General features: G+C 69.5%; 14 protein-coding genes and 1 pseudogene. 10 read left to right on the forward strand and 5 right to left on the reverse strand.

The window, feature by feature from the left end:
* Window positions 1-20 precede the first annotated feature (20 nt).
* The gene (locus ACIPAE_RS02970; protein ID WP_402442480.1) at window positions 21-1,022 is read right to left on the reverse strand and encodes a helix-turn-helix domain-containing protein; all 1,002 of its coding nucleotides are present in this window, start codon (window positions 1,020-1,022) and stop codon (window positions 21-23) included.
* 280 nt (window positions 1,023-1,302) lie between these two features.
* Between ACIPAE_RS02970 and ACIPAE_RS02975 the strand changes: the two genes are divergently transcribed.
* Window positions 1,303-5,373 (forward strand): hypothetical protein, encoded by a 4,071-nt coding sequence (locus ACIPAE_RS02975; protein WP_402442482.1) that lies wholly within the window; start codon window positions 1,303-1,305, stop codon window positions 5,371-5,373.
* Between the two features lie 261 nt (window positions 5,374-5,634).
* Here ACIPAE_RS02975 and ACIPAE_RS02980 read toward each other — a convergent pair whose 3' ends face one another.
* A complete protein-coding gene (locus tag ACIPAE_RS02980) occupies window positions 5,635-6,966 on the reverse strand; it encodes a carbohydrate-binding protein (RefSeq protein ID WP_402442484.1) in 1,332 nt (443 codons plus the stop codon).
* Between the two features lie 484 nt (window positions 6,967-7,450).
* Between ACIPAE_RS02980 and ACIPAE_RS02985 the strand changes: the two genes are divergently transcribed.
* On the forward strand, window positions 7,451-8,002 hold the full coding sequence (locus ACIPAE_RS02985) for a hypothetical protein (RefSeq protein WP_329366456.1): 552 nt from the start codon (window positions 7,451-7,453) through the stop codon (window positions 8,000-8,002).
* Window positions 8,003-8,624: 622 nt separating this feature from the next.
* Here the strand turns inward: ACIPAE_RS02985 and ACIPAE_RS02990 are convergent.
* Window positions 8,625-9,115: pseudogene (locus tag ACIPAE_RS02990) on the reverse strand (type II toxin-antitoxin system VapC family toxin).
* 149 nt (window positions 9,116-9,264) lie between these two features.
* Here ACIPAE_RS02990 and ACIPAE_RS02995 point away from each other — a divergent pair.
* From ACIPAE_RS02995 to ACIPAE_RS03005, 3 genes are all read left to right on the forward strand, one after another.
* Window positions 9,265-9,732 carry a hypothetical protein gene (locus tag ACIPAE_RS02995; RefSeq protein ID WP_402442486.1) on the forward strand — a complete coding sequence of 156 codons (468 nt, stop codon included), beginning with the start codon at window positions 9,265-9,267 and terminating at the stop codon, window positions 9,730-9,732.
* Window positions 9,733-9,990: 258 nt separating this feature from the next.
* Window positions 9,991-10,677, forward strand: coding sequence for a hypothetical protein (locus ACIPAE_RS03000; RefSeq protein WP_402442488.1), 687 nt, complete (start codon window positions 9,991-9,993; stop codon window positions 10,675-10,677).
* A 722-nt stretch (window positions 10,678-11,399) separates the two neighbouring features.
* Entirely contained in the window at window positions 11,400-12,338 is a 939-nt protein-coding gene (locus ACIPAE_RS03005) for a phosphotransferase family protein (protein ID WP_402442490.1), read from the forward strand.
* A 181-nt stretch (window positions 12,339-12,519) separates the two neighbouring features.
* Here ACIPAE_RS03005 and ACIPAE_RS03010 read toward each other — a convergent pair whose 3' ends face one another.
* Together ACIPAE_RS03010 and ACIPAE_RS03015 are read right to left on the reverse strand one after the other, a co-directional pair.
* Window positions 12,520-13,236: a hypothetical protein gene (locus tag ACIPAE_RS03010; protein WP_402442492.1), complete on the reverse strand. Its 717-nt coding sequence runs from the start codon at window positions 13,234-13,236 to the stop codon at window positions 12,520-12,522.
* Between the two features lie 53 nt (window positions 13,237-13,289).
* Window positions 13,290-14,543: a hypothetical protein gene (locus tag ACIPAE_RS03015; RefSeq protein WP_402442494.1), complete on the reverse strand. Its 1,254-nt coding sequence runs from the start codon at window positions 14,541-14,543 to the stop codon at window positions 13,290-13,292.
* Between the two features lie 382 nt (window positions 14,544-14,925).
* Here ACIPAE_RS03015 and ACIPAE_RS03020 point away from each other — a divergent pair, with 382 nt between their 5' ends.
* The 5 genes from ACIPAE_RS03020 (at window position 14,926) to ACIPAE_RS03040 (ending at window position 17,392) form a co-directional block, all read left to right on the forward strand.
* Entirely contained in the window at window positions 14,926-15,444 is a 519-nt protein-coding gene (locus tag ACIPAE_RS03020) for a bifunctional DNA primase/polymerase (protein WP_402442496.1), read from the forward strand.
* Window positions 15,431-15,730, forward strand: a complete 300-nt coding sequence (locus tag ACIPAE_RS03025) for a hypothetical protein (RefSeq protein ID WP_402442498.1) — start codon at window positions 15,431-15,433, stop codon at window positions 15,728-15,730. The genes ACIPAE_RS03020 and ACIPAE_RS03025 overlap by 14 nt, the downstream gene beginning before the upstream one ends.
* Complete coding sequence (locus tag ACIPAE_RS03030) at window positions 15,727-16,059, forward strand: hypothetical protein (RefSeq protein WP_402442499.1); 333 nt, start codon at window positions 15,727-15,729, stop codon at window positions 16,057-16,059. The genes ACIPAE_RS03025 and ACIPAE_RS03030 overlap by 4 nt, the downstream gene beginning before the upstream one ends.
* A 374-nt stretch (window positions 16,060-16,433) precedes the next feature.
* Window positions 16,434-16,805 carry a hypothetical protein gene (locus ACIPAE_RS03035; protein ID WP_402442501.1) on the forward strand — a complete coding sequence of 124 codons (372 nt, stop codon included), beginning with the start codon at window positions 16,434-16,436 and terminating at the stop codon, window positions 16,803-16,805.
* Between the two features lie 152 nt (window positions 16,806-16,957).
* On the forward strand, window positions 16,958-17,392 hold the full coding sequence (locus ACIPAE_RS03040; protein WP_402442503.1) for a hypothetical protein: 435 nt from the start codon (window positions 16,958-16,960) through the stop codon (window positions 17,390-17,392).
* Window positions 17,393-17,440: the final 48 nt, after the last annotated feature.

Consider the following 17,440-nt stretch of genomic DNA (forward strand, 5'->3'; position numbering starts at 1 on the left):
GCGGGTCGGGTCGGGTCGGGTCACAGCCAGCCGCGGCGCATCGCCTGGGTGCCGGCCTGGAAGCGGCTGGTGGCGCCGAGCCGGTGGATCAGATGGGCCACCCGGCGCCGGAAGGTGCGCTGGCTGAGGTCGAGTTGGCGGGCGATCGCCTCGTCCTTCAAGCCGGCGTTCAGCAACTGCAGCAGCGCACGGTCCTCGGGGGAGATCTCCGGATCGGCCGGGTCGGCCGGGTCGGCCGGGTCGGTCGGCCCGGGCGGCTCGGTGGCGGCGAAGACAGGGGTGGCCATGGCCCAGTGCGCTTCGAAGAGTTCCACCAGCGCGTCGCTGAGTCCGGAGCGGCGGACGTACGCCGCGGTGGTGCGCCGCCCCTCGTCGGAGCCGGTGAGGGGCAGGATCGCCTCGCGCCGGTCCACCACGATCAACTTGGTCGGTACGCGGGGCAGTACCCGCGCCTGCTCGCCGAGCCGGACCATCTCGCGCAGCGTCTCCGCCCGTGCGGGAATCGCGAGCACTTCGGTGGCGTAGGCGGCCCGTACGCTCACGCCGCGCGCGAGCGCGTCCCGTTCGGACGGGGACGTGGTGCCGTTCGAGGAGACGTAGGGCGGCGCGTCGAAGGCGAGGATCTCGTGCTCCGCGCTGGTGACGAGGAGTTCGACCCGCCGGGTGACCTCGTTGGGTCCCTCGATGACCTCCACGAGGAGCCTCGGGTCGGAGCGCAGGTTGCGTTCGTGGTAGTCGGCGGCGTACGCCTCCACCGAGGCGGCGACCCGCTCCAGTTCGCGCTGGCGCGAGCGGATCAGCCCGGTCAGTCCGGTGCGGGGGTCGACCGGCCGGTAGCGTGCCGGCCGCCCTTGGTGGTACTGGGCGAGCCCGGCCGTCACCAGGCCGTCGAGCACCTGGCGGGCACGCGCCGGTGCCAGATCGAGGATGCCGGCCAGATGACCCGCGGTGAGCTGCTCCTCGTGCAGCAGCACCCCGTAGGCCCGCTCGGTGACCTCGTCCAGCCCGACCGGCTCCAACATCGCGACCCCTTTCTTCCCATTGCCCGGAAAAGCCCGGCCGGCATCTGGCCTTGTGCGGCCAACGGCCACAGCAGGCCACCCGGATCGCTCCCACCACCGGCTGATGGCTGGAAAGGTACAGCCACCCCCTCTCGCGGTGACAAAGGAGTGACGGATCTCGATGAGACCCGCAGGCCAAGCCCTACGCGGCGGCGCGACAGCCGCTGTCCTGGCGGTAGCCACAGCGCTGCTGTCCGCACCGGCGGCACACGCCGCCCCGGTCGCACCCAAGCCCGTGCGTTTGAACGCCAAGCAGCTGGCGAAGCTCAGCGCGAAGTACATCCAACGCGCCGACGGCACCTCCGGGTTCGTCGCCGCGGCGGCTTCGGGTGACGCGTCGTCCACCGGGACGACCGCCGCCCCCTCGACGTCAGCACCCTCCACGTCGACGCCCTCCACGTCAGCACCCTCGACCTCGGCCGCGCCCTCCACGACGGGCATCGACCAGTCCACGACGTGGGAGAGCGCGCGCGGCTCCGTCTCCACGCTGGCGCTCCAGGGCACCCAGGACTGGGTCGCCCTGTCCTCCGGCGGCTCCATCACCCGGTACGACGCCCAGGGCGACCCCGTCTGGCAGAAGAGCACCAGCTCGCTGTACGACGACTGGCAGGTGAAGCCGGTCAACGCCTACCAGCCCCAGGTGTTCAACGCGGTGATGTCCGAGGGCTACAACCCCTACTCGCCGGGGTCCTCCGGCCGGCACCCCTTCGCCCAGGCGGACTTCAACGGTGACGGCGTGGCGGACATCGCGGTCGCCTACTCCGTGGGCCAGTACCCGTCACGGCCGTTCACCTCGCCCGGCTCCGACCTGCCGTCCGGCACGTTCGTCAACGTGCTCGACGGCCGGACCGGCCGGATGCTGTGGCACCAGCTCCTGCCGGGCTACGTCGGCTCGCTCCTGGTACAGGACGGCAAGCTGGTCGTCGCCGACACCACGGGCCCCGACTGGGGCGACGACCCGGTGGCCACCCAGGGCGACAGCCGCAGCTCGCTGCTCGCCTACTCCTTCACGGCGAAGAAGAGCGGCGACGTCACCGCCAAGAAGGCATGGACGTACAGCACCGGCGCGCCGTGGGCCGAATGGACGGACGTCGAACCGCTCAACGACGGCCGGATCACGGTCGGTTGGACGGACACGCCCTTCGGCCTCGGCAGCCCCCGGCCGGCCGCCGGCCACGTCCTGGTCCTGAGCACCGCCGCCGGCAAGGCCCTGGTCGACACCAAGACCCCCGGCTACCCCCGTATCCTCCAGCAGGACCCGGGTTCTGACCGGGTGCTGGTCGCCGAGCAGAACGACCCCTATGACGCGGTGCGTTGGGACCTGACGGCGGTCGACGCGCAGACCGGCGCGCGGACCGTGCTGGCCTCGCGGGAGAACACCATCCCCGAGGACTTCGTCGTCAACGGCCAGGCGCACGGCAAGCAGGCGCGCTACGCGGTGGCGGAACTCGGCATCAACGCCGACCTGTCCGACGGGCAGAGCACGATCTCCGGCTGGGACGGCAACGGCGACACCGTCTGGACCCACCAGACCAGCAGCACCGTCGGCAACCCCAACGCGCCCACGCTGTCACTGACGTACGACCCGTCCGGCCACGGCCAGGTCTACGCCGCGGTCGCCGACAACGTTGCCGACAGCGCCACCGAGCCGGAGGGCGTCTACAACACCCAACTGCTCGCCCTGGACGCGCGCAACGGCTCCCTGGCATGGCGCCGCGACGGCGACGTGACCGGCGACCAGGTCACCCCCTACCAGGGCGGCCTGCTCAGCGTCGGCCTGGACCTCAACGCCTGGACGCTGAAGAAGAGCAACGGCAAGGCCACCGACCTGCCGCTGTTCAGCGAGAACTACTCGGCCGCGTCCGTCGACGTCAACGGCGACGGGGTGAAGGACCTGATAGTCGGCGGCCAGAGCCACGGCGTCTTCGCCCTGGACGGCCGCTCGTTGAAGAACACCGCCCCGACCGTCCTGTGGCACTCCGCCGTCAGCGCGGCCGTCCACCAGATCCAGGTCGCGAACGTCGTCGACAAGCACGGCAGGACCGCGCCGCGCGTGCTCGCCGCCACCTCCCACGGCTTCGCCGTGCTCGACCCGGCCACCGGCAAGGTCGGTGCCGACGTCACCACCGGCGCCTTCCAGTACGGCCTGGCCGTCACCAAGGGCGAGATCGTCGCCACCGGTGCGAGCGACGTGGCCGCCTACACCGCGGACGGTTCCCGGATGTGGGACTACCGCCCGGCCGGCGTCGGCAGCAAGCAGGTCTTCTACTCCACGCCCGTCACCGACGGCCAGGGCCGGCTGTTCCTGGAATACGGCGGCGCCCGAACCAACCTGACCACCGGCGCCACCGACCCCGCCCCGACCGGCGTCGCCCTGAACGCCACCACCGGTACGCAGATGTGGAGCGAGCAGCCCAGCAACGCCGACGTCGCCTCCGCCGCCTGGATCGAGCAGCAGGCCGGCGCCTTCGCCAGTACGGCGATCCCCGGCGCCGGCAGCGACGGAGTCGCCTTCGCCTTCGGCGGCGACCAGCCCTCGACCGGCGAGCACCGCACGCAGTTCGTGGACGGAGCCACGGGCAAGGTGCTCGCCGAGCACGACACCGTAGGCGCCAACACCTTCCAGGGCTTCGCCGCCTCGCAGAAGTACGGCCTGATCGAGTTGCACGCCTTCCAGATGACCGTCTACCCCGCGGACGGCGGCGACCCGTTCAACATCGGCACGCTCCCCAACAACCAGCAGGGCATCTTCGCCACCACCACCGGCGGCAAGGAGACCTTCGTCGGTGCCGTCGGCGGACTGGAGCAGTACGACCAGCCGTTCTCGAGGACCGACGAATACCTCACCAGCACCAGTGAGGCCTTCTCGCTCTACGCCGGCACCGCCGTCGCGGTGGACCTGACCGGCGGCAAGGCCACCGACATCGTCGGCCTGCCGTACGACGACGCCGCCTTCGACCTCAACGAGAACACCGGCGGGTACGGCGCCAACATGGTCGCGGTGGACAACTACCCGCACGGCGTGACGGTCCAGCAGGTCACCGACACCCCGCAGCCGGCGACCGCCGCCACCCGTTCCGTCCAGCCGCGAAGCGACCAGGCCCCCGAGGGCCAGGCCGCGAAGGACCTGGCCGCGAAGCAGAAGGGCGAGCGGAGCACCGGCGCCTCGACCCTCGCGCCGTTCACCGGCGCGACCCTGCCGACCACGGGCACCATCGCCCCGCAGGTGAAGATCAAGTCGACCGTCGCGGCCACCGCCGACGACACCGACCAGCCCACCCGCGGCTACACCCCGCAGCAGATCCAGGCCCGCCTGGGCCTGACCGGGGACGGCACCGGCCAGACCGTCGCCATCGTCGACGCCTACGACTACCCGACCGCGAAGGACGACCTGAACCACTTCGCCGACCACTTCGGCCTGCCGCAGACCTGCGACAGCGTCCCGGCCGGCACGGACTGCTTCGACTTCCAGCAGGTCTACGCCGACGGCACCAAGCCTCCCGTCGACGCCAACTGGAACGAGGAGGAGGCCCTCGACATCGAGTGGGCGCACTCCGTCGCCCCGCACGCGAAGATCGTGCTGGTCGAGGCGGCCGACGCCTCCGCCGCCGGCCTCTACCAGGGCGTGGACAAGGCCGCCTCGCTGCACCCGGCCGCCGTCAGCAACAGCTGGGGCATGCCGGAGTTCTCCGAGGAGTCCTTCTACGACGGCCACTGCGCCCTCGCCGACTCGGTCTGCGTGCAGTCCACCGGTGACGCCGGCTACCCGGCCGGCTACTCCAGCACCAACCCGAACGCGCTCGCCATCGGCGGCACCAGCCTCCGACTGGACGCCTCCGGGACCACGTTGGGCGAGACCGCCTGGTCCTCGACCGGTGGCGGCCTGAGCTACTTCGAGAAGCGCCCCGCCTACCAGAAGGGCGTGCAGAGCTCGAAGTTCCGTGCCACCCCGGACGTCAGCTTCGTCGCCGACCCCAACACCGGCGTGGCCGTCTACACCTCCGCCGGAAAGAGCCCCGTGTGGATGGAGGTCGGGGGTACCAGCCTGTCCGCCCCGTCCTGGGCCGCCCTGATCAGCGCGGCCGACCAGCTCCGGGCCCAGGCCGGCAAGGCACCGCTGGCCGCCGCCGGCCCGCACGGTGACACCGCCCACACCGACGTGTACGCCCTGGGCCCCAAGCTCAACGACGTCACCTCGGGCTCCAACGGCCTGTGCGGCACCGAGTGCACCGCGGGCCCCGGGTACGACACCGTCACCGGCCTCGGCTCCCCCCTGGCCGGAGTGGACACCGCACTCGCCGCCCTGAAGTGACCTCCGGTCAGGCCGCCCCCGTACAGACGGCCTGACCGGACGCTCCGGGGCAGGACGCCCGGAGGGGGGACATCCGGCCCCGGAGCACCACCGGAACCTGTGCCCCGCTGCCACCGGCAGCGGGGCACAGTGCCGTCCGACCGTGCGCACGAGCCCCAACAGGTCCCCGCTCCGTGCCGGGGAATCACGGGGGTCGCCCGCGCCCCGGAAGCAGGCGGGCCGCGCACGGTGGTCCGTGCGCGGCCCGTCCGGGGTCCTTCGTCAGTCCCCGAGGTCGCTCAGGAACTTGTCGGTGTACTCGAGCGGTGTCGTGCTGGAGACGGAGTTGCAGGTGGGAGACGCGTACGTGTCCGAACAGGGCGTGTCCCGGTCCAGTGACCAGTAGTGCAGCCCGGCCAGGCCGTTGCTGACCACGTACGACGACAGCGTGTCCGCGTCCGCGGGGGTGAAGATCTCGCTGGTGGCGTCGTTCATGCCGATCATCGGGGTGACGGCGATCTTGCTCGCCGGGACCCCGTAGGTGTGCTCGAGGTTCTGCACCGCCTGGATCGCCGACTGCGCCATCTCGCAGCTGCCGGAGGAGACGACACACACGCTGCTGGACGCGTTGCCGTAGTCCATGGTCATCAGGTTGATGACGTACTTCTGCAGGCTGGAGCCGAGCACCGCCTTGACGACCTCGTCGCCGAGCGAGTTCACGCCGCTGTAGCTGCCGTCGGACGCGCCCAGCGTGGCGAGGGTGAACGAGAACTGGAGGTTCGGGTACTGCGCCTGCGCTCCGGCCGCCGCGGCGACCAGGTTCTGGATGTCCGACGCGCTCTGGCCGCTTTCGATGTCGAAGTCGACGCCGACCAGGTTCGGGCCGGCGTAGCGGGCGATGAACGACTCCATGCCCGCCGTCGAGTCGCACGTGAAGGTTCCGCCCGCACCGCCGGTGGACAGGACGTAGTCCAGGTTGGCGGACTGGAGTTGCGGCACGTTCTCGGCGGCCCAGTCGGCGCCCGAGACACCGCCCCAGTTCTCGCTGCCGCACGCGCCGGTGGCGAACGCGACCGTGAGCGCGGGCAGCTTCGGAAGGTACTGCGACACCAGGCTGCCGGAGCCCACCACCGGCAGGTCGGACCCGGTCACGGCCGACTGCATCTGGTAGGTGTTCCAGTTCATGTTGATGGTGACGTCCTTGTACGGGCTGAAGAGCAGCCCGCTGACCGAACCCGATCCGGTTCCGGGGCCGGTACCTCCCCCGCCTCCTGACGATCCGCCGGTACACGCGCCGTTGGACGTCCACGGTTGTCCGCTGCCGCTTCCGCCGTTGCTGGTCGCCGGGTCATTGCCCTGGGTCCAGTAATTGGCGGTGTAATTGGCCCCGTTCTCGCTCACCTGCTGGCCGGCGGTGTAGGCGGTGCCGGAACTCCACGCCGCGGCGCAGGTGGTGGCTGCCTGCGCGGCGGGTGCCTGTGCGGCGGCTGCCTGCGCGGCGGGTGCCTGGGCCAAGGGCGCCGCGGCCACCGCGAAGGCCGTGCCGCCGACAGTCAGCCCGAGTGCCGAGCCGGTGATGAGTGCAATGCGTAGAAGCTGTCTTCCGACTCGCATGGAATCCTCCAGGAGTGAGAGGCGCTCTTGCGGAGTGGTCCGGTCCTGACCGTCGAGCAGATTGGTCAAGACCAACTTGTACGGGCGGCGAGTGGGCCGGTCAACCCTTCAACAAAGTTGCATAATTAGTTTTGCCAGATCGGGGTGTGCGGCCTTTCGGGAACAGGTCCGCCGCAGAATTCACCATCTTTCGTGATAGGCCGCCGAGAGTCGGTGGAGATACTGGTCGTGAATGGTGGAGGTTGTGGAAAACCACGTCCTCGACCATTGATCGCGGCCCATTCCGGCGCGGTGCGCGCGTGAAGGTGTGTCCGCGGACGCACCCGGGTCGGAGCCCCGCGGAGGCTGCCATGTGCCGCCCGGATCGGCCGGTTGTGGCCGCTGCCCGTGTCGAGGGGTGGCAGGGGGTGGAGAGGCGATGTCCACCCGGGGTTCCACCCGTGGGTTGAGGGCGCGGGGGCCGTCGGAGCGGATGCTCGGTGCCATGACAACCACTGACTGGGTCATCGACATCGTTCTGGTTCTGATCGTCTTCCGGCAGATGCGGGAGGAGCGGCTGACGGTGCGGACCGTGCTGTTGCCGCTGGGCATCATCGGCTGGGCGGCGTCCACCTACCTGCACCACATCCCCACGGCGGGGAACGACCTGCTACTGGCGGGTGTGTTCGCCGGCGTGGGTGTCGTCTTCGGTCTTCTCGGCGGTCTGCTCACCCGTGTCCGGCTGGCCGACGGTCACGTGCGGATTCGTGCTTCGGTGGGTGCGGCCGCCTTGTGGGTGGTCAGCATGGGGTTCCGGCTCGGGTTCGCCGTGTGGTCCTCGCACCCTTCCGGCGCGGTCCACGTCGCCCACTTCTCGGCGGCGCACGACATCACCAGCGGTCAGGCGTGGGTGGTGGCGCTCATCCTGATGGCGTTCGGTGAGGTCGTGGTCCGGCTGGGCACCATCGTGGTCCGCGGGCAGCTGCTGCTCGGCCGTGCGAAGCGGGACGGCTCGGCCGTCTCGGCCGAGCAGTCCCGGCCCGTCGCGTACGTCTGACCGTGACAGCGGCCACCGTGCCCGTGGATGCCCCGGCCCGCGGCCCACGCCGCCCGCCGGGGCATCCACCCTCGCGTACGGCCCGGTTTCGGTCCGCGCGCGGATGTTCCGGTCGTCCGCGTATGCCGCGGGCCGCGGGCCCGTCCCGTCTTCGTGCCGCCGGAATCTTCACGAAGCTATGGCGGATGACGGCTCCGGTGTCCTCTTGGAACGGTTGGCGGCCGGCAATCCGCCGCACGTCGCGGCAGACCAGTAGCGACGAGGTCGATCCGCCCAAAGACATCGGGCGGCGTGGAAAAGCCCCCCCAACAGCGCTTCTCCGCAGCCGTTTTCCTCGCCTTGCGACACGCCCATGGCACGCGGCTCGCGAAATGGTCTACGCAACAACAAAGCCCCAGGCCATTGACCCGGGGCTCTTTCTTTACGGAGCGGATGACGGGAATCGAACCGGCGCTCTGAGCCTGCTGCTGAGCAGGAGACATCCGCGGTGATCCGTGACTGCCCCTGGGGCGCCGCGTGAAGTAGTGGGGGAGCGGTGCACTTGTACCGCGGTCCTGCGTCGGTGGGCCGCGATCGGCCTGTACCGCTCTGCCTGGTGCGGGAACGGCGCGATGGCCGTGGCTTACCGATCATGGAGGACGGTGGGTCGGGTGACGGGTACGACGGTGAGGAGGCCGTCGAGGCCCTTGTAGTCGCCGGGGTTGGTGGTGAAGAGGGGGAGTTCTTCGGTGACGGCGATGGCGGCGATCATGAGTTCGGCGACCCGGCGACCCGGCGACCCGGCGACCCGGCGACCCGGCGTCGTGGCTTGCGTCCAGCCCCGATCACGGCTGCGCAGACCCGGCCGTAGATGCGCGCGGCTTCGGTGTCGAAGCGGATGGGGTCGAACTCGTTCTCGGCGCGTTGCAGGATGTCCAGGCGCCGGCCCCGTTCCGCGTGCTCGTCGTAGTCGCTCCGCTCTTCGTTCCTGCGCACCTCGTGTGCGCCTGCGGAGAGTACTGCCAGGGTGATGGCGGTGATCGCGACTTCGCCGGGGAGTTCTGCGGGGTCGAGCCACTTGCGCAGGATGACGATGTTGGTGTCGAGCAGGCCCTGCGCGTGCTCAACGGCCATAGGGGTCGTCCGTCTCCTGCTCGGCTGTGGCGTTCTGGTCGGCCCGGGCAGGGCCGGACAGGATCTGTTCGGCGTGGGTGGGGATGGTCTGGCGTATGCGCTGGGCGTGGCGATCCGCGGCCGGCTGTGCAGGGGCGCGGTGGGTGAGGGTGGCCGGTGGTGTAGCGGCGGCGACGCTTCGGTGGGCGGCGCCGGCGGCCGCGGCACTGCTGGCGTCGGCGGTCGTGGTGGCGGGCGGAGTGCCAGCGCTGGATGGTGATCACGGCGAGGATCGCGGCGTCCAGGAACATCGCGAGGCCGGTGCCGTCGCTGGTGGCGGGCTGGCGGGCGATGGCGCGGATGGCTCCTCGCAGGGCGCGGGCGTGGTGGTGGTCGGTCTGGATGCGGGAGCGGCTGGCACGTTCGAAAACGAGGGCGGCTTCGCGGAGTTGGGGTCGCAGGCTGGCGGGGACCTGGAGGGGCAAGGCGTCGAGGGCTTCGGCGAAGGCAGCGATGTGGGCTTGGGAGGTGGCGTCGTCGGTGCCGTCCAGCTGGTGGGGGATACGTTCCGCGGCGGCGATCGCCTGGGTCCACGGGTCGGTTCGGCGGATGCCAGGGCTGATGGCGGTGATGGGTGAGGTGGTGGTGAGGCGGTCGAGGATCTGGAGGCAGGACAACTCGGGGGCGAGGGGTGGAGCCGGAGAACCACACGGGCTCGCCCGCCGCGTTGGCGCGCTTTCGGAGGGCACAGGTCGATTCAGGGGCGAGGCTGCTGGTACTGCTTCTCGCCGCACATCATCTGAACGTGAACGGCCAGGCGGGGAAGCCAAGGCCGACTGTCAGCATGGCCGCATAGGATCACCGCTTCCTTGAAGTCGATGCGTTGACAGGAGGGCATGGTGAGCTTTGACCTCGCAGTGTGGAGCGAGGAACTCCGCCCATCTCGTGCTGCGGCAGAGCAGACGTTTCGGCGACTGTGCGCGGGTGAGGCTGAGGTCGTCATGCCGGTCGAGGCGGTGCGGGGTTTCCACGCCGCACTGGTAGCCGAGTTCCCGGAGGCCGATGGCATCACGGACGAGGCGTCGCCGTGGTCGGCGGGTCTGGATGTCGGTGACGGCTTCGTTCTGATGCCGGTCCAATGGAGCCGGGCGGCAGAGGTGGCCACCCGGGTTGTCGAACTGGCCGGGGAGCATGGGCTGGTCTGCTTCGACCCGCAGGCCGGCGTTGTGCACGTCCCCCCTTCTCTCCGGGCCGCAGGAGCGTTGGAACTGCAATCATGTGTCGGCCTGCCGGTCAGCGACCCGGACCCGGAGACCGTCGAGCGGGCTGTGCGCAGGCTGTCGGCGGAGAACTGGTTCGTGATCCTTGAAGACCCGGCAGGACGATATGTACAGGTCGGAATAGGTGCTCATGCGGGAGTCGCTGCGGGGGGCCACGCGGTCGAGTTCCGGGATGACTCGTCCGGACGGCACTATCGCTGCGTGCTCCAGGAGCGTGAGCGGGCTGTGAGCGTTTTCGCGGCCTTCACGCGCGATTCGGCGACCCGACCGGATGGGATTGCGTGGGAGGAGCTGACGTTGTGAGCGTTGTCGGAAGCGGTACCAGCCCGCTATGGCACGCCAATGGCACGCGGCACCGTAATTGGTCTGGACAACGACAAAGCCCCAACTCGCTGAGCCGGGGCTTTTATATGGAGCGGATGACGGGAATCGAACCCGCGCTCTGAGCTTGGGAATCACGTAGCTCGGGGCCTCACGTGTGCTCTCACCAGGCGGAACGTAGCCGTGGACCGTAGCCGGGCAAGGAGGCTGATGCCCCCACGGACCGTCGTTCTCCGCACGATCTGGCACGCTTCTGGCACGCCCCGCGAGGCTGGCAGACGTGCACTAGTGCCACTCGGGTCCCCACGGGGCGGCGGTCACCCTCAGCGCTTGCGCTTGGTGGCCTTCTTCTGCGCGGCTTGCTTTCGTTTCGCGACTTCGTAGGCAGACCAGGAACCCTGGTGCTTCTCACATCGAGAAGTCCCGATCATCGCGGGTTTGGTGCATCGAGTGTTCTTCTTCGTTAACGCGCCACACGTTGGCTGTGTCTTGGCCAAGATTCCTCCATGGGGGCGCTCGTTGCGTCGAAAGTGACCGCTACACGGTTGCAAGAGAGCCGAGGGGTGGCCAGGCGCACACCCGGTCGTGAACGAAGCACTCCCGGCGCGCGATGCCGGGACCATGAACGAGCTGGAGGGCGTGATCCCGTCTCTCCGCAGCAGACCATCTGTTCGTGGTGCGGTCGTAGCCGTAGGGTCGGTTGCATGGTGAGCGGCGTCTCTGGCGATGACATGACTGGTGGCAGGGCCGGGGAGTTCACGGCGGAGACATCACTCCACGTGCTCCAAGCGGCCTGCGCGGAGGTCGGGTTGGACCCGGTAGGGGCCCGATTGATGCGGTTGGGCTCCAACGCCGTCTACGACTTAGCCGACCTGCGCGTGATCGTTCGTATCGCGGCCGACCCTGATGCTCTGCCGGAGATGGAGCGGGCAGTCCGGGTTGCGCGATGGCTGGAGGCAGAGGAGTTCCCGGCGAACAGGGTGATGCGGGACGTGGCGCAGCCGCTCGTCGTGGGTGGTCGCGTGGTCACCTTCTGGGAGAGCGTCCAGGACGCGGAGGAGTACGCGAGCGTCACGGAGCTGGCGGACCTGCTCAAGCGGCTGCACTGGCTGGAGGAGCCGGAGTCGCTGGGGCTGCCGTACTACGACCCGTTCGCGAAGGTCCGTGCCTCGCTCCGCGGCTTGGGCCGCAACGTACGGCCTGAGGATGCGGCCTTCCTGGCCGAGCGGGCCGACCGTTTGGAGAAGGACTATGGCCGGCTCGACTTCGTGTTGCCGTTCGGAGTGATCCACGGGGATGCGAACATCGGGAACATCCTGCGTGACCGTTCCGGCCGCGCGGTGCTGATCGACTTGGACGGCTTCGCTCTGGCCCCGCGTGAGTGGGACCTGATCCTCACTGCCATCTATTACGAACGCTACGGCTGGCACTCCCGCGAGCAGTACGAGTCCTTCGTCCACCACTACGGCTTCGACCTGATGAACTGGCCCGGCTACCCGGTCCTGGCCGACCTTCGGGAGCTGAAGATGACGCTGTGGATGGGCGGCAAGGCGGCTGCGGAGCCCCGGGCGGCTGAGGAGTTCGTGCGGCGGGTGACAGCAATCCGCACGAACGGCAGCCGGCGTGATTGGGGGGCGTTCTGAACCTCGATGTCCAGCGACTCGCAGCGCTGAGGCGCAACGAATACCACGCCCGGCCAGGGGCTGCTACTGGGGCACCTGCCCGGACCTGGGGGCAAGCAGCGGAAGTCTCGGGTGAGGGCTACCGGTGCTCGACCGCATATCCGCCTCCAGCGGCCCCGCACGTGCGCTCACAACCGCCGTTTCAGGTCCTGCTTGAACCTCCGGCAGGTGCGAGAATCGCTGCGAGAGCGGCCCGCTCCTGCTCGGGCAGGTGGCGGCCCAAGGGCACTTTGCGAGGGCTGTGGTCTCCTTCGCACGTCCAGCTGTGTTCGTCGACGTCGAACGACCAGTCCTGCGCTCCCCACATGGGATGCCCCTGAAGCAGTTGCCTGGCCAGCGGCTCGCTCGCCTCTGGAGCTCCCTGACTGATCAGGGCCTCGACCACAGCCGCCACGGCGTTGTCCGCCGCAGTGTCGCCCAGGACCGGGAGAAGGAGGAGGAGTCTGGCGTGGGGGTCGGTGACACCCGCCGCGCCGAGCGGCGGCGCAAGAAGTGCGGCAAGCTCGGGCCAGCACAGTCCTGGTCCTATTCGGTCCTGATCGTCACTGGCTAGGACCAGGTCGTGAGCCCAGCGGGGATGCGTGAGGAAGTAGTCGGTGGTGGTGAATTCCTCCCCGCTGTTGTAGTGCACGACGATCGTGAGGCCGCCGGTCAGGGGGATGGTGAACACCGGCCAGGCCGAGGGGTTATGGAGCCGGTCCAGCATGGCGCCCGCGTCACCTGCGTCCGAGCCGAATGCTTCCGGTGGGAAACCATCGGACAGGTCCGCGAGGTGAGCCGGCCAGAAGCCCGGCAAGTCGATGAGCGGATGTCCGTCCACGACGGGCGAAGAGGAGTACCAGTGCCGGGTCATCACCATGCCGGGATTCTCTCCTTGATCGGGTTGTCCGGACCCGGCGGCAGGGATCCAACTCATTTCCGAGCCTGTCCGCCCCTGGTGGCGAGCCAGAGCCGGTGCTCCGCTGCCTGTTCGTTCAACTCCCGTACGGCTGGGTTCTTGGCGTGCGGAGCCAGGGCAGTCCGGAACTCGGCGAGGTAGCTGACGCAGCGAGCCGACCGCAGTTGCTCGCCCAGGTCGAGTGCGTCCAGCGCGACGCGGCACGCTTCCTCCAGGTCCCCGGCCCGAAGGTGTGCGTCGGTCAGCACCATGGTCGCGAAGAAGTCGGAGCGGACGTGGCTGCCGCTCATCGCGTTGCGGGCGTACTCGACCGCCTGACGAGCGCTGTTGACGTCGCGGAAGCAGTGGGCGGATTCAGCGGCGAGCTCGGCCTCGTCGAAGTAGGTGATCCACTCGGGTTCGTCCCCGTCGTTGCGTCGGTCGAGGTGGCGGGCGGCTTCGGCGAGGGCGTGTTCGCAGGCGTGCCGGTCGCCGGTTCGGGCCAGTGCGCGGGCTTCCATGGCGTGGAACTGGGCCATGAGCGTCGGCGTCGCCACGCCGGAGATACCCATGCGGGCGGCTCGGGCGAGGGTTGCGGCCTGCGTGAAGTGGCCGAGGAAAGTGGCCTGGTGGCTCATCGCGGACAGGATGCTCCCGGCGAGCCGGCGGTCTCCGCTGTCCTGGGCGAAACGGAGTGCCTGGAGGAAGTAGCGCTGAGCGAGACCGTGTTGGCCTGCGTCGTAGGACATCCACGCGCTGAGGAGAGTGACCTCTGCGACGGTCGAGAACAGTGCGCGGCCGACGTTGTCGGCGTAACGGCCGTGGAGGAGCGGGGCCACGTCGGCGCTGAGGTACTGGACCACCGCGTGCCGGGCGTGTTCGCCGCCGAACTGGTCGTCCAGCATCGCGAAGGTGTCGCCGGTGGATTTGATCACGGCGACGTCGGTGAGGCCGACGCGCGCTCCATTTCGGGCGTCTGCGGTCAAGGGCGCCGGCTCGGGGGCCACCAGCCAGCGCAAGGAGGCGTCGCTCCAGGCTGGTTCGGAAGGAGCAGCGTTGAGCAGGGGTTCGTACCCGTGGAGGTCAGCGCGCCAGAGTTGATCGACTGCGGAGATCGCCGCCTCGGGGGAGGGCGGATACCGCACCTCAAGGAGGGAGCCGTCCCGTACTCCGCTGGGAGACAGACCAAGTTCTTCCGCACCGAGATCCAGGGCGCCCGCGAGGAGCAGACCGTAGAACTCGTCCGGTGTGCTGTGCCCGTTCTCCCAGCTCGCCACTCGCCGCTTCACGCTCGCGTCCGAAGGGAGCGCCTGCCCGCTTGCCTGCGCACAGCGGCGCAACTCGCTGACCAACCGGGGCTGGCTCCAACCCCGCTGCTGGCGAGCTGCCTTGACGCGTAAGCCGATCTGCTCAGGAGCGCCCGACATCGTGCGCCCTCCCCGCCGTGGATACGTGTAGTTGCCCCACCACCGTACGTGTCGGAACGCCGGAGGCAACCCCCGATTTCCACGGACCTGCCGCCGTCGTCGGTGACGAGGGATGACATACGAGGCGCGCCCTCGTCATCCCCCGTCACCTGTCGTCATCTGCCCCGCATGGCGGCACCGCCCCGACGCTGGAACAGCAGCGGGCGCCACGACCCGCTGCCGACCGAGAAGGGAGGGCGGGGACATGCAACGTGTCACGAGGGCGGGCGTCCGCTGGCTCGTCGGCGCTGCGGCGAACCGCGAGGAGTGTGGCAGCGTGTGGCGCGACAACCCACGAGCCCCGTACCTCCTGCCGACCGGTTCCCACTTCGACGTGGTGGTGGTCGGGCAGGAACTCGGTCTTGAGACCTTCGACCAACTTCGCCGCCGCCGAATGCCCGCCGGGCCCGTACTGGCTGACTGGGCCGCGCGGCAGATCGGCTTCATGCTGCCGCCCTCGTCCCGCGACAATTTCGTCCGCACCCTGACCCGCGAGGAGAGCGAACCGCCCGCGTACCGCTATCTCGCTGCTGACGCTGTCGTCGTGGTGCCGGGACCACTCACCTTGGCCGGCGATCGCTACGAGTGGCTGTGCGCTCCTTCCCATGAGAGCGGACCTTCTCCGGAGCGAGCCCCCGCCGTAGCCGTGATGCTCGCCGCTTCCGCGGAACTCATCGCCCGTGCAGCGAACTTCGCGGAGGTGCCGTTCCATGACGCCGGATGACATCGGCCCCGGGGGTGACGCGGCCCATTGGTCTCCTGTCGACACCTCGGAGTGGTACGCGGCCCGCCACGCGACCACCGCCCTGCGCGACGTTCTCACCTCGGCCGGCCTGCATCGCGAATTCCCCTACCTGCGCGCAGACATGAACGCCTTCGGCCTCGGCTACGTCGACCTCGGCCGGATCTCCCCGGAGACGGCCGTGCGACTGGCCGAACTCCTGCGCCTGGGGCTTGCGACAGACCAGCCATCGAGCGCCCACACGCACAAGACGGGAGAGCCGACATGACCGACCCACGAGGCGTCTGCGCACGGCGCGCCGAATCCCTCGCTCCCGGTATCCCGTACGTCCGCGGTTGGGCGGACGGCAGACGCGGAGCCGACGCCCTGGCCGAACAACTGGCGCTCGCCGGGCTCGCCGCCGACGTCCCCAGCCTGCGCGCCGACGTCAACGTCATCGGACAGGGCGTCGTCAACGTCGGCACCGTCCGACCGGACGCGGCCCGGGAACTCGCGCGGCTGCTCGCCGCCGGACTCGCCGCGGAGATGGCCCAACAGCACTCGCACCACACGCACCGCGCCACCTCCACCTTCCCGCACGTCGGCCGAATCCCCTGACCACGAACGGCCGTTCACCCACAAACCCGAGGGACTTGCCACCTCATGCCCAAAACAGCACTTGCACGTCCGGACGTCCATCGGCCAGCAACCGACCCACCGGACCGGCCCACCATTCCGTACATCGTCTCTTGGACAGCCGAGGACCGCCCCACGGGTCGGCTCGTCATCCGCAGCACCGGACGCGGCATCGCTTACGCGGACGAGGTACCCCACGACCGCGACAGTCACGGGTCCTATGGCGCCGTAGCGCCCTCCAACCTGGTCAGGGCCGCCCTACCTTCGGCACCGTCCACACCGCGCGCCAACGCCGCACGATGCGCAAACTCCTGTGTCAGGTCTGCGCCGGGCCTGCCGACCGTAACCGTGACGGCGTGCTCTGGCTCCTCGGTGACGACCGCGACGACTGGCCGGGCTGGCCGGAACAGATGGGAGCCACCCACCCGCCGGTCTGCCTGCCGTGCGCAGCGCTGTCCGTACGGCTCTGCCCCTACCTGCGGGGTGGCGGACACGTCGCTGTACGCGTCAAGGAGCCTCGACCTGGGGGCGTCCTCGGTGCCCTGTACAAGCCGGGCCCGGCCGGACCGTTGCCAGTCGGGCGGACGCTGCTGCCCTGGAATGACGAACTGATGCCGTGGGTGCTGGCCTCACAGATGGCCATGGAACTGCACGGCTGCACGTTCGTGGACCTGGAAGCCGAACTTGCCGCAGCGGGAGTGGCAGTACCGGCGCTGAGGCCCCGCTGATCGTGCTCGACCGCTGTTGCCGCTCCGGGGCGGGACCGGCGCCCCAGCGCCGCAGCCCGCACCGGAAGCGGCCCAACCGTCGTCCGTAGTCCCCCGTATCAGCCTGACCCGTCGCCAAAGCCAGACCAACAACTCCCAACCTTGAGGAACCGATGCCCAGCAACGGCCAACACCCGGCGGTGCCGATCGACTGCCACATCGACCAGGCCCGCGACTGCTTCCGCGACTTCGTCACCACCTACGCCCCCACGGACGTCCACACCACGGACGTCTACCTCGAACCCCTCCTCGCCGGCTGGCTCCACACCGGCCCCGGTATCGAGTCCACCGCCGGCGCCTACGACCACTTCCTCCAAGCCGTCCTGGACATCACCGATGCCATCCTGACCGGCACCCTCTGCCTCGACTACGCCGGCCCCGACGCCCCGCCCTACCCCCGCCGGCTCATCGGCCTCCAAGACCCCCGCGCGGGCGCAAACGTCCTGAGCCGCATGGGCTACGACTGCCTTGTCCACGACACGTTGGAGGGTCGCCGCGCTGAGGATGTCCGGTTCGTCGTCAAGACCACACGTATCTGCAGGTTGTGAGCGCAGCCAGCGGCGCGCCATGCCTACCTTCTGATCCGTAGACCTATA

Origin of the sequence: Streptomyces sp. NPDC087270, assembly GCF_044744625.1 — a bacterium.
Lineage (GTDB): Bacteria > Actinomycetota > Actinomycetes > Streptomycetales > Streptomycetaceae > Actinacidiphila.

Coding starts and splice junctions, on each gene's coding strand:
- ACIPAE_RS03010 (WP_402442492.1), bottom strand. CDS start 13,236: ATGGTGATGACCCGGCACTGGTACTCCTCTTCGCCCGTCGTGGACGGA.
- ACIPAE_RS03025 (WP_402442498.1), top strand. CDS start 15,431: ATGACGCCGGATGACATCGGCCCCGGGGGTGACGCGGCCCATTGGTCT.
- ACIPAE_RS03040 (WP_402442503.1), top strand. CDS start 16,958: ATGCCCAGCAACGGCCAACACCCGGCGGTGCCGATCGACTGCCACATC.
- ACIPAE_RS02970 (WP_402442480.1), bottom strand. CDS start 1,022: ATGTTGGAGCCGGTCGGGCTGGACGAGGTCACCGAGCGGGCCTACGGG.
- ACIPAE_RS02980 (WP_402442484.1), bottom strand. CDS start 6,966: ATGCGAGTCGGAAGACAGCTTCTACGCATTGCACTCATCACCGGCTCG.
- ACIPAE_RS03020 (WP_402442496.1), top strand. CDS start 14,926: ATGCAACGTGTCACGAGGGCGGGCGTCCGCTGGCTCGTCGGCGCTGCG.
- ACIPAE_RS03000 (WP_402442488.1), top strand. CDS start 9,991: ATGGTGAGCTTTGACCTCGCAGTGTGGAGCGAGGAACTCCGCCCATCT.
- ACIPAE_RS03030 (WP_402442499.1), top strand. CDS start 15,727: ATGACCGACCCACGAGGCGTCTGCGCACGGCGCGCCGAATCCCTCGCT.
- ACIPAE_RS02985 (WP_329366456.1), top strand. CDS start 7,451: ATGACAACCACTGACTGGGTCATCGACATCGTTCTGGTTCTGATCGTC.
- ACIPAE_RS03005 (WP_402442490.1), top strand. CDS start 11,400: ATGGTGAGCGGCGTCTCTGGCGATGACATGACTGGTGGCAGGGCCGGG.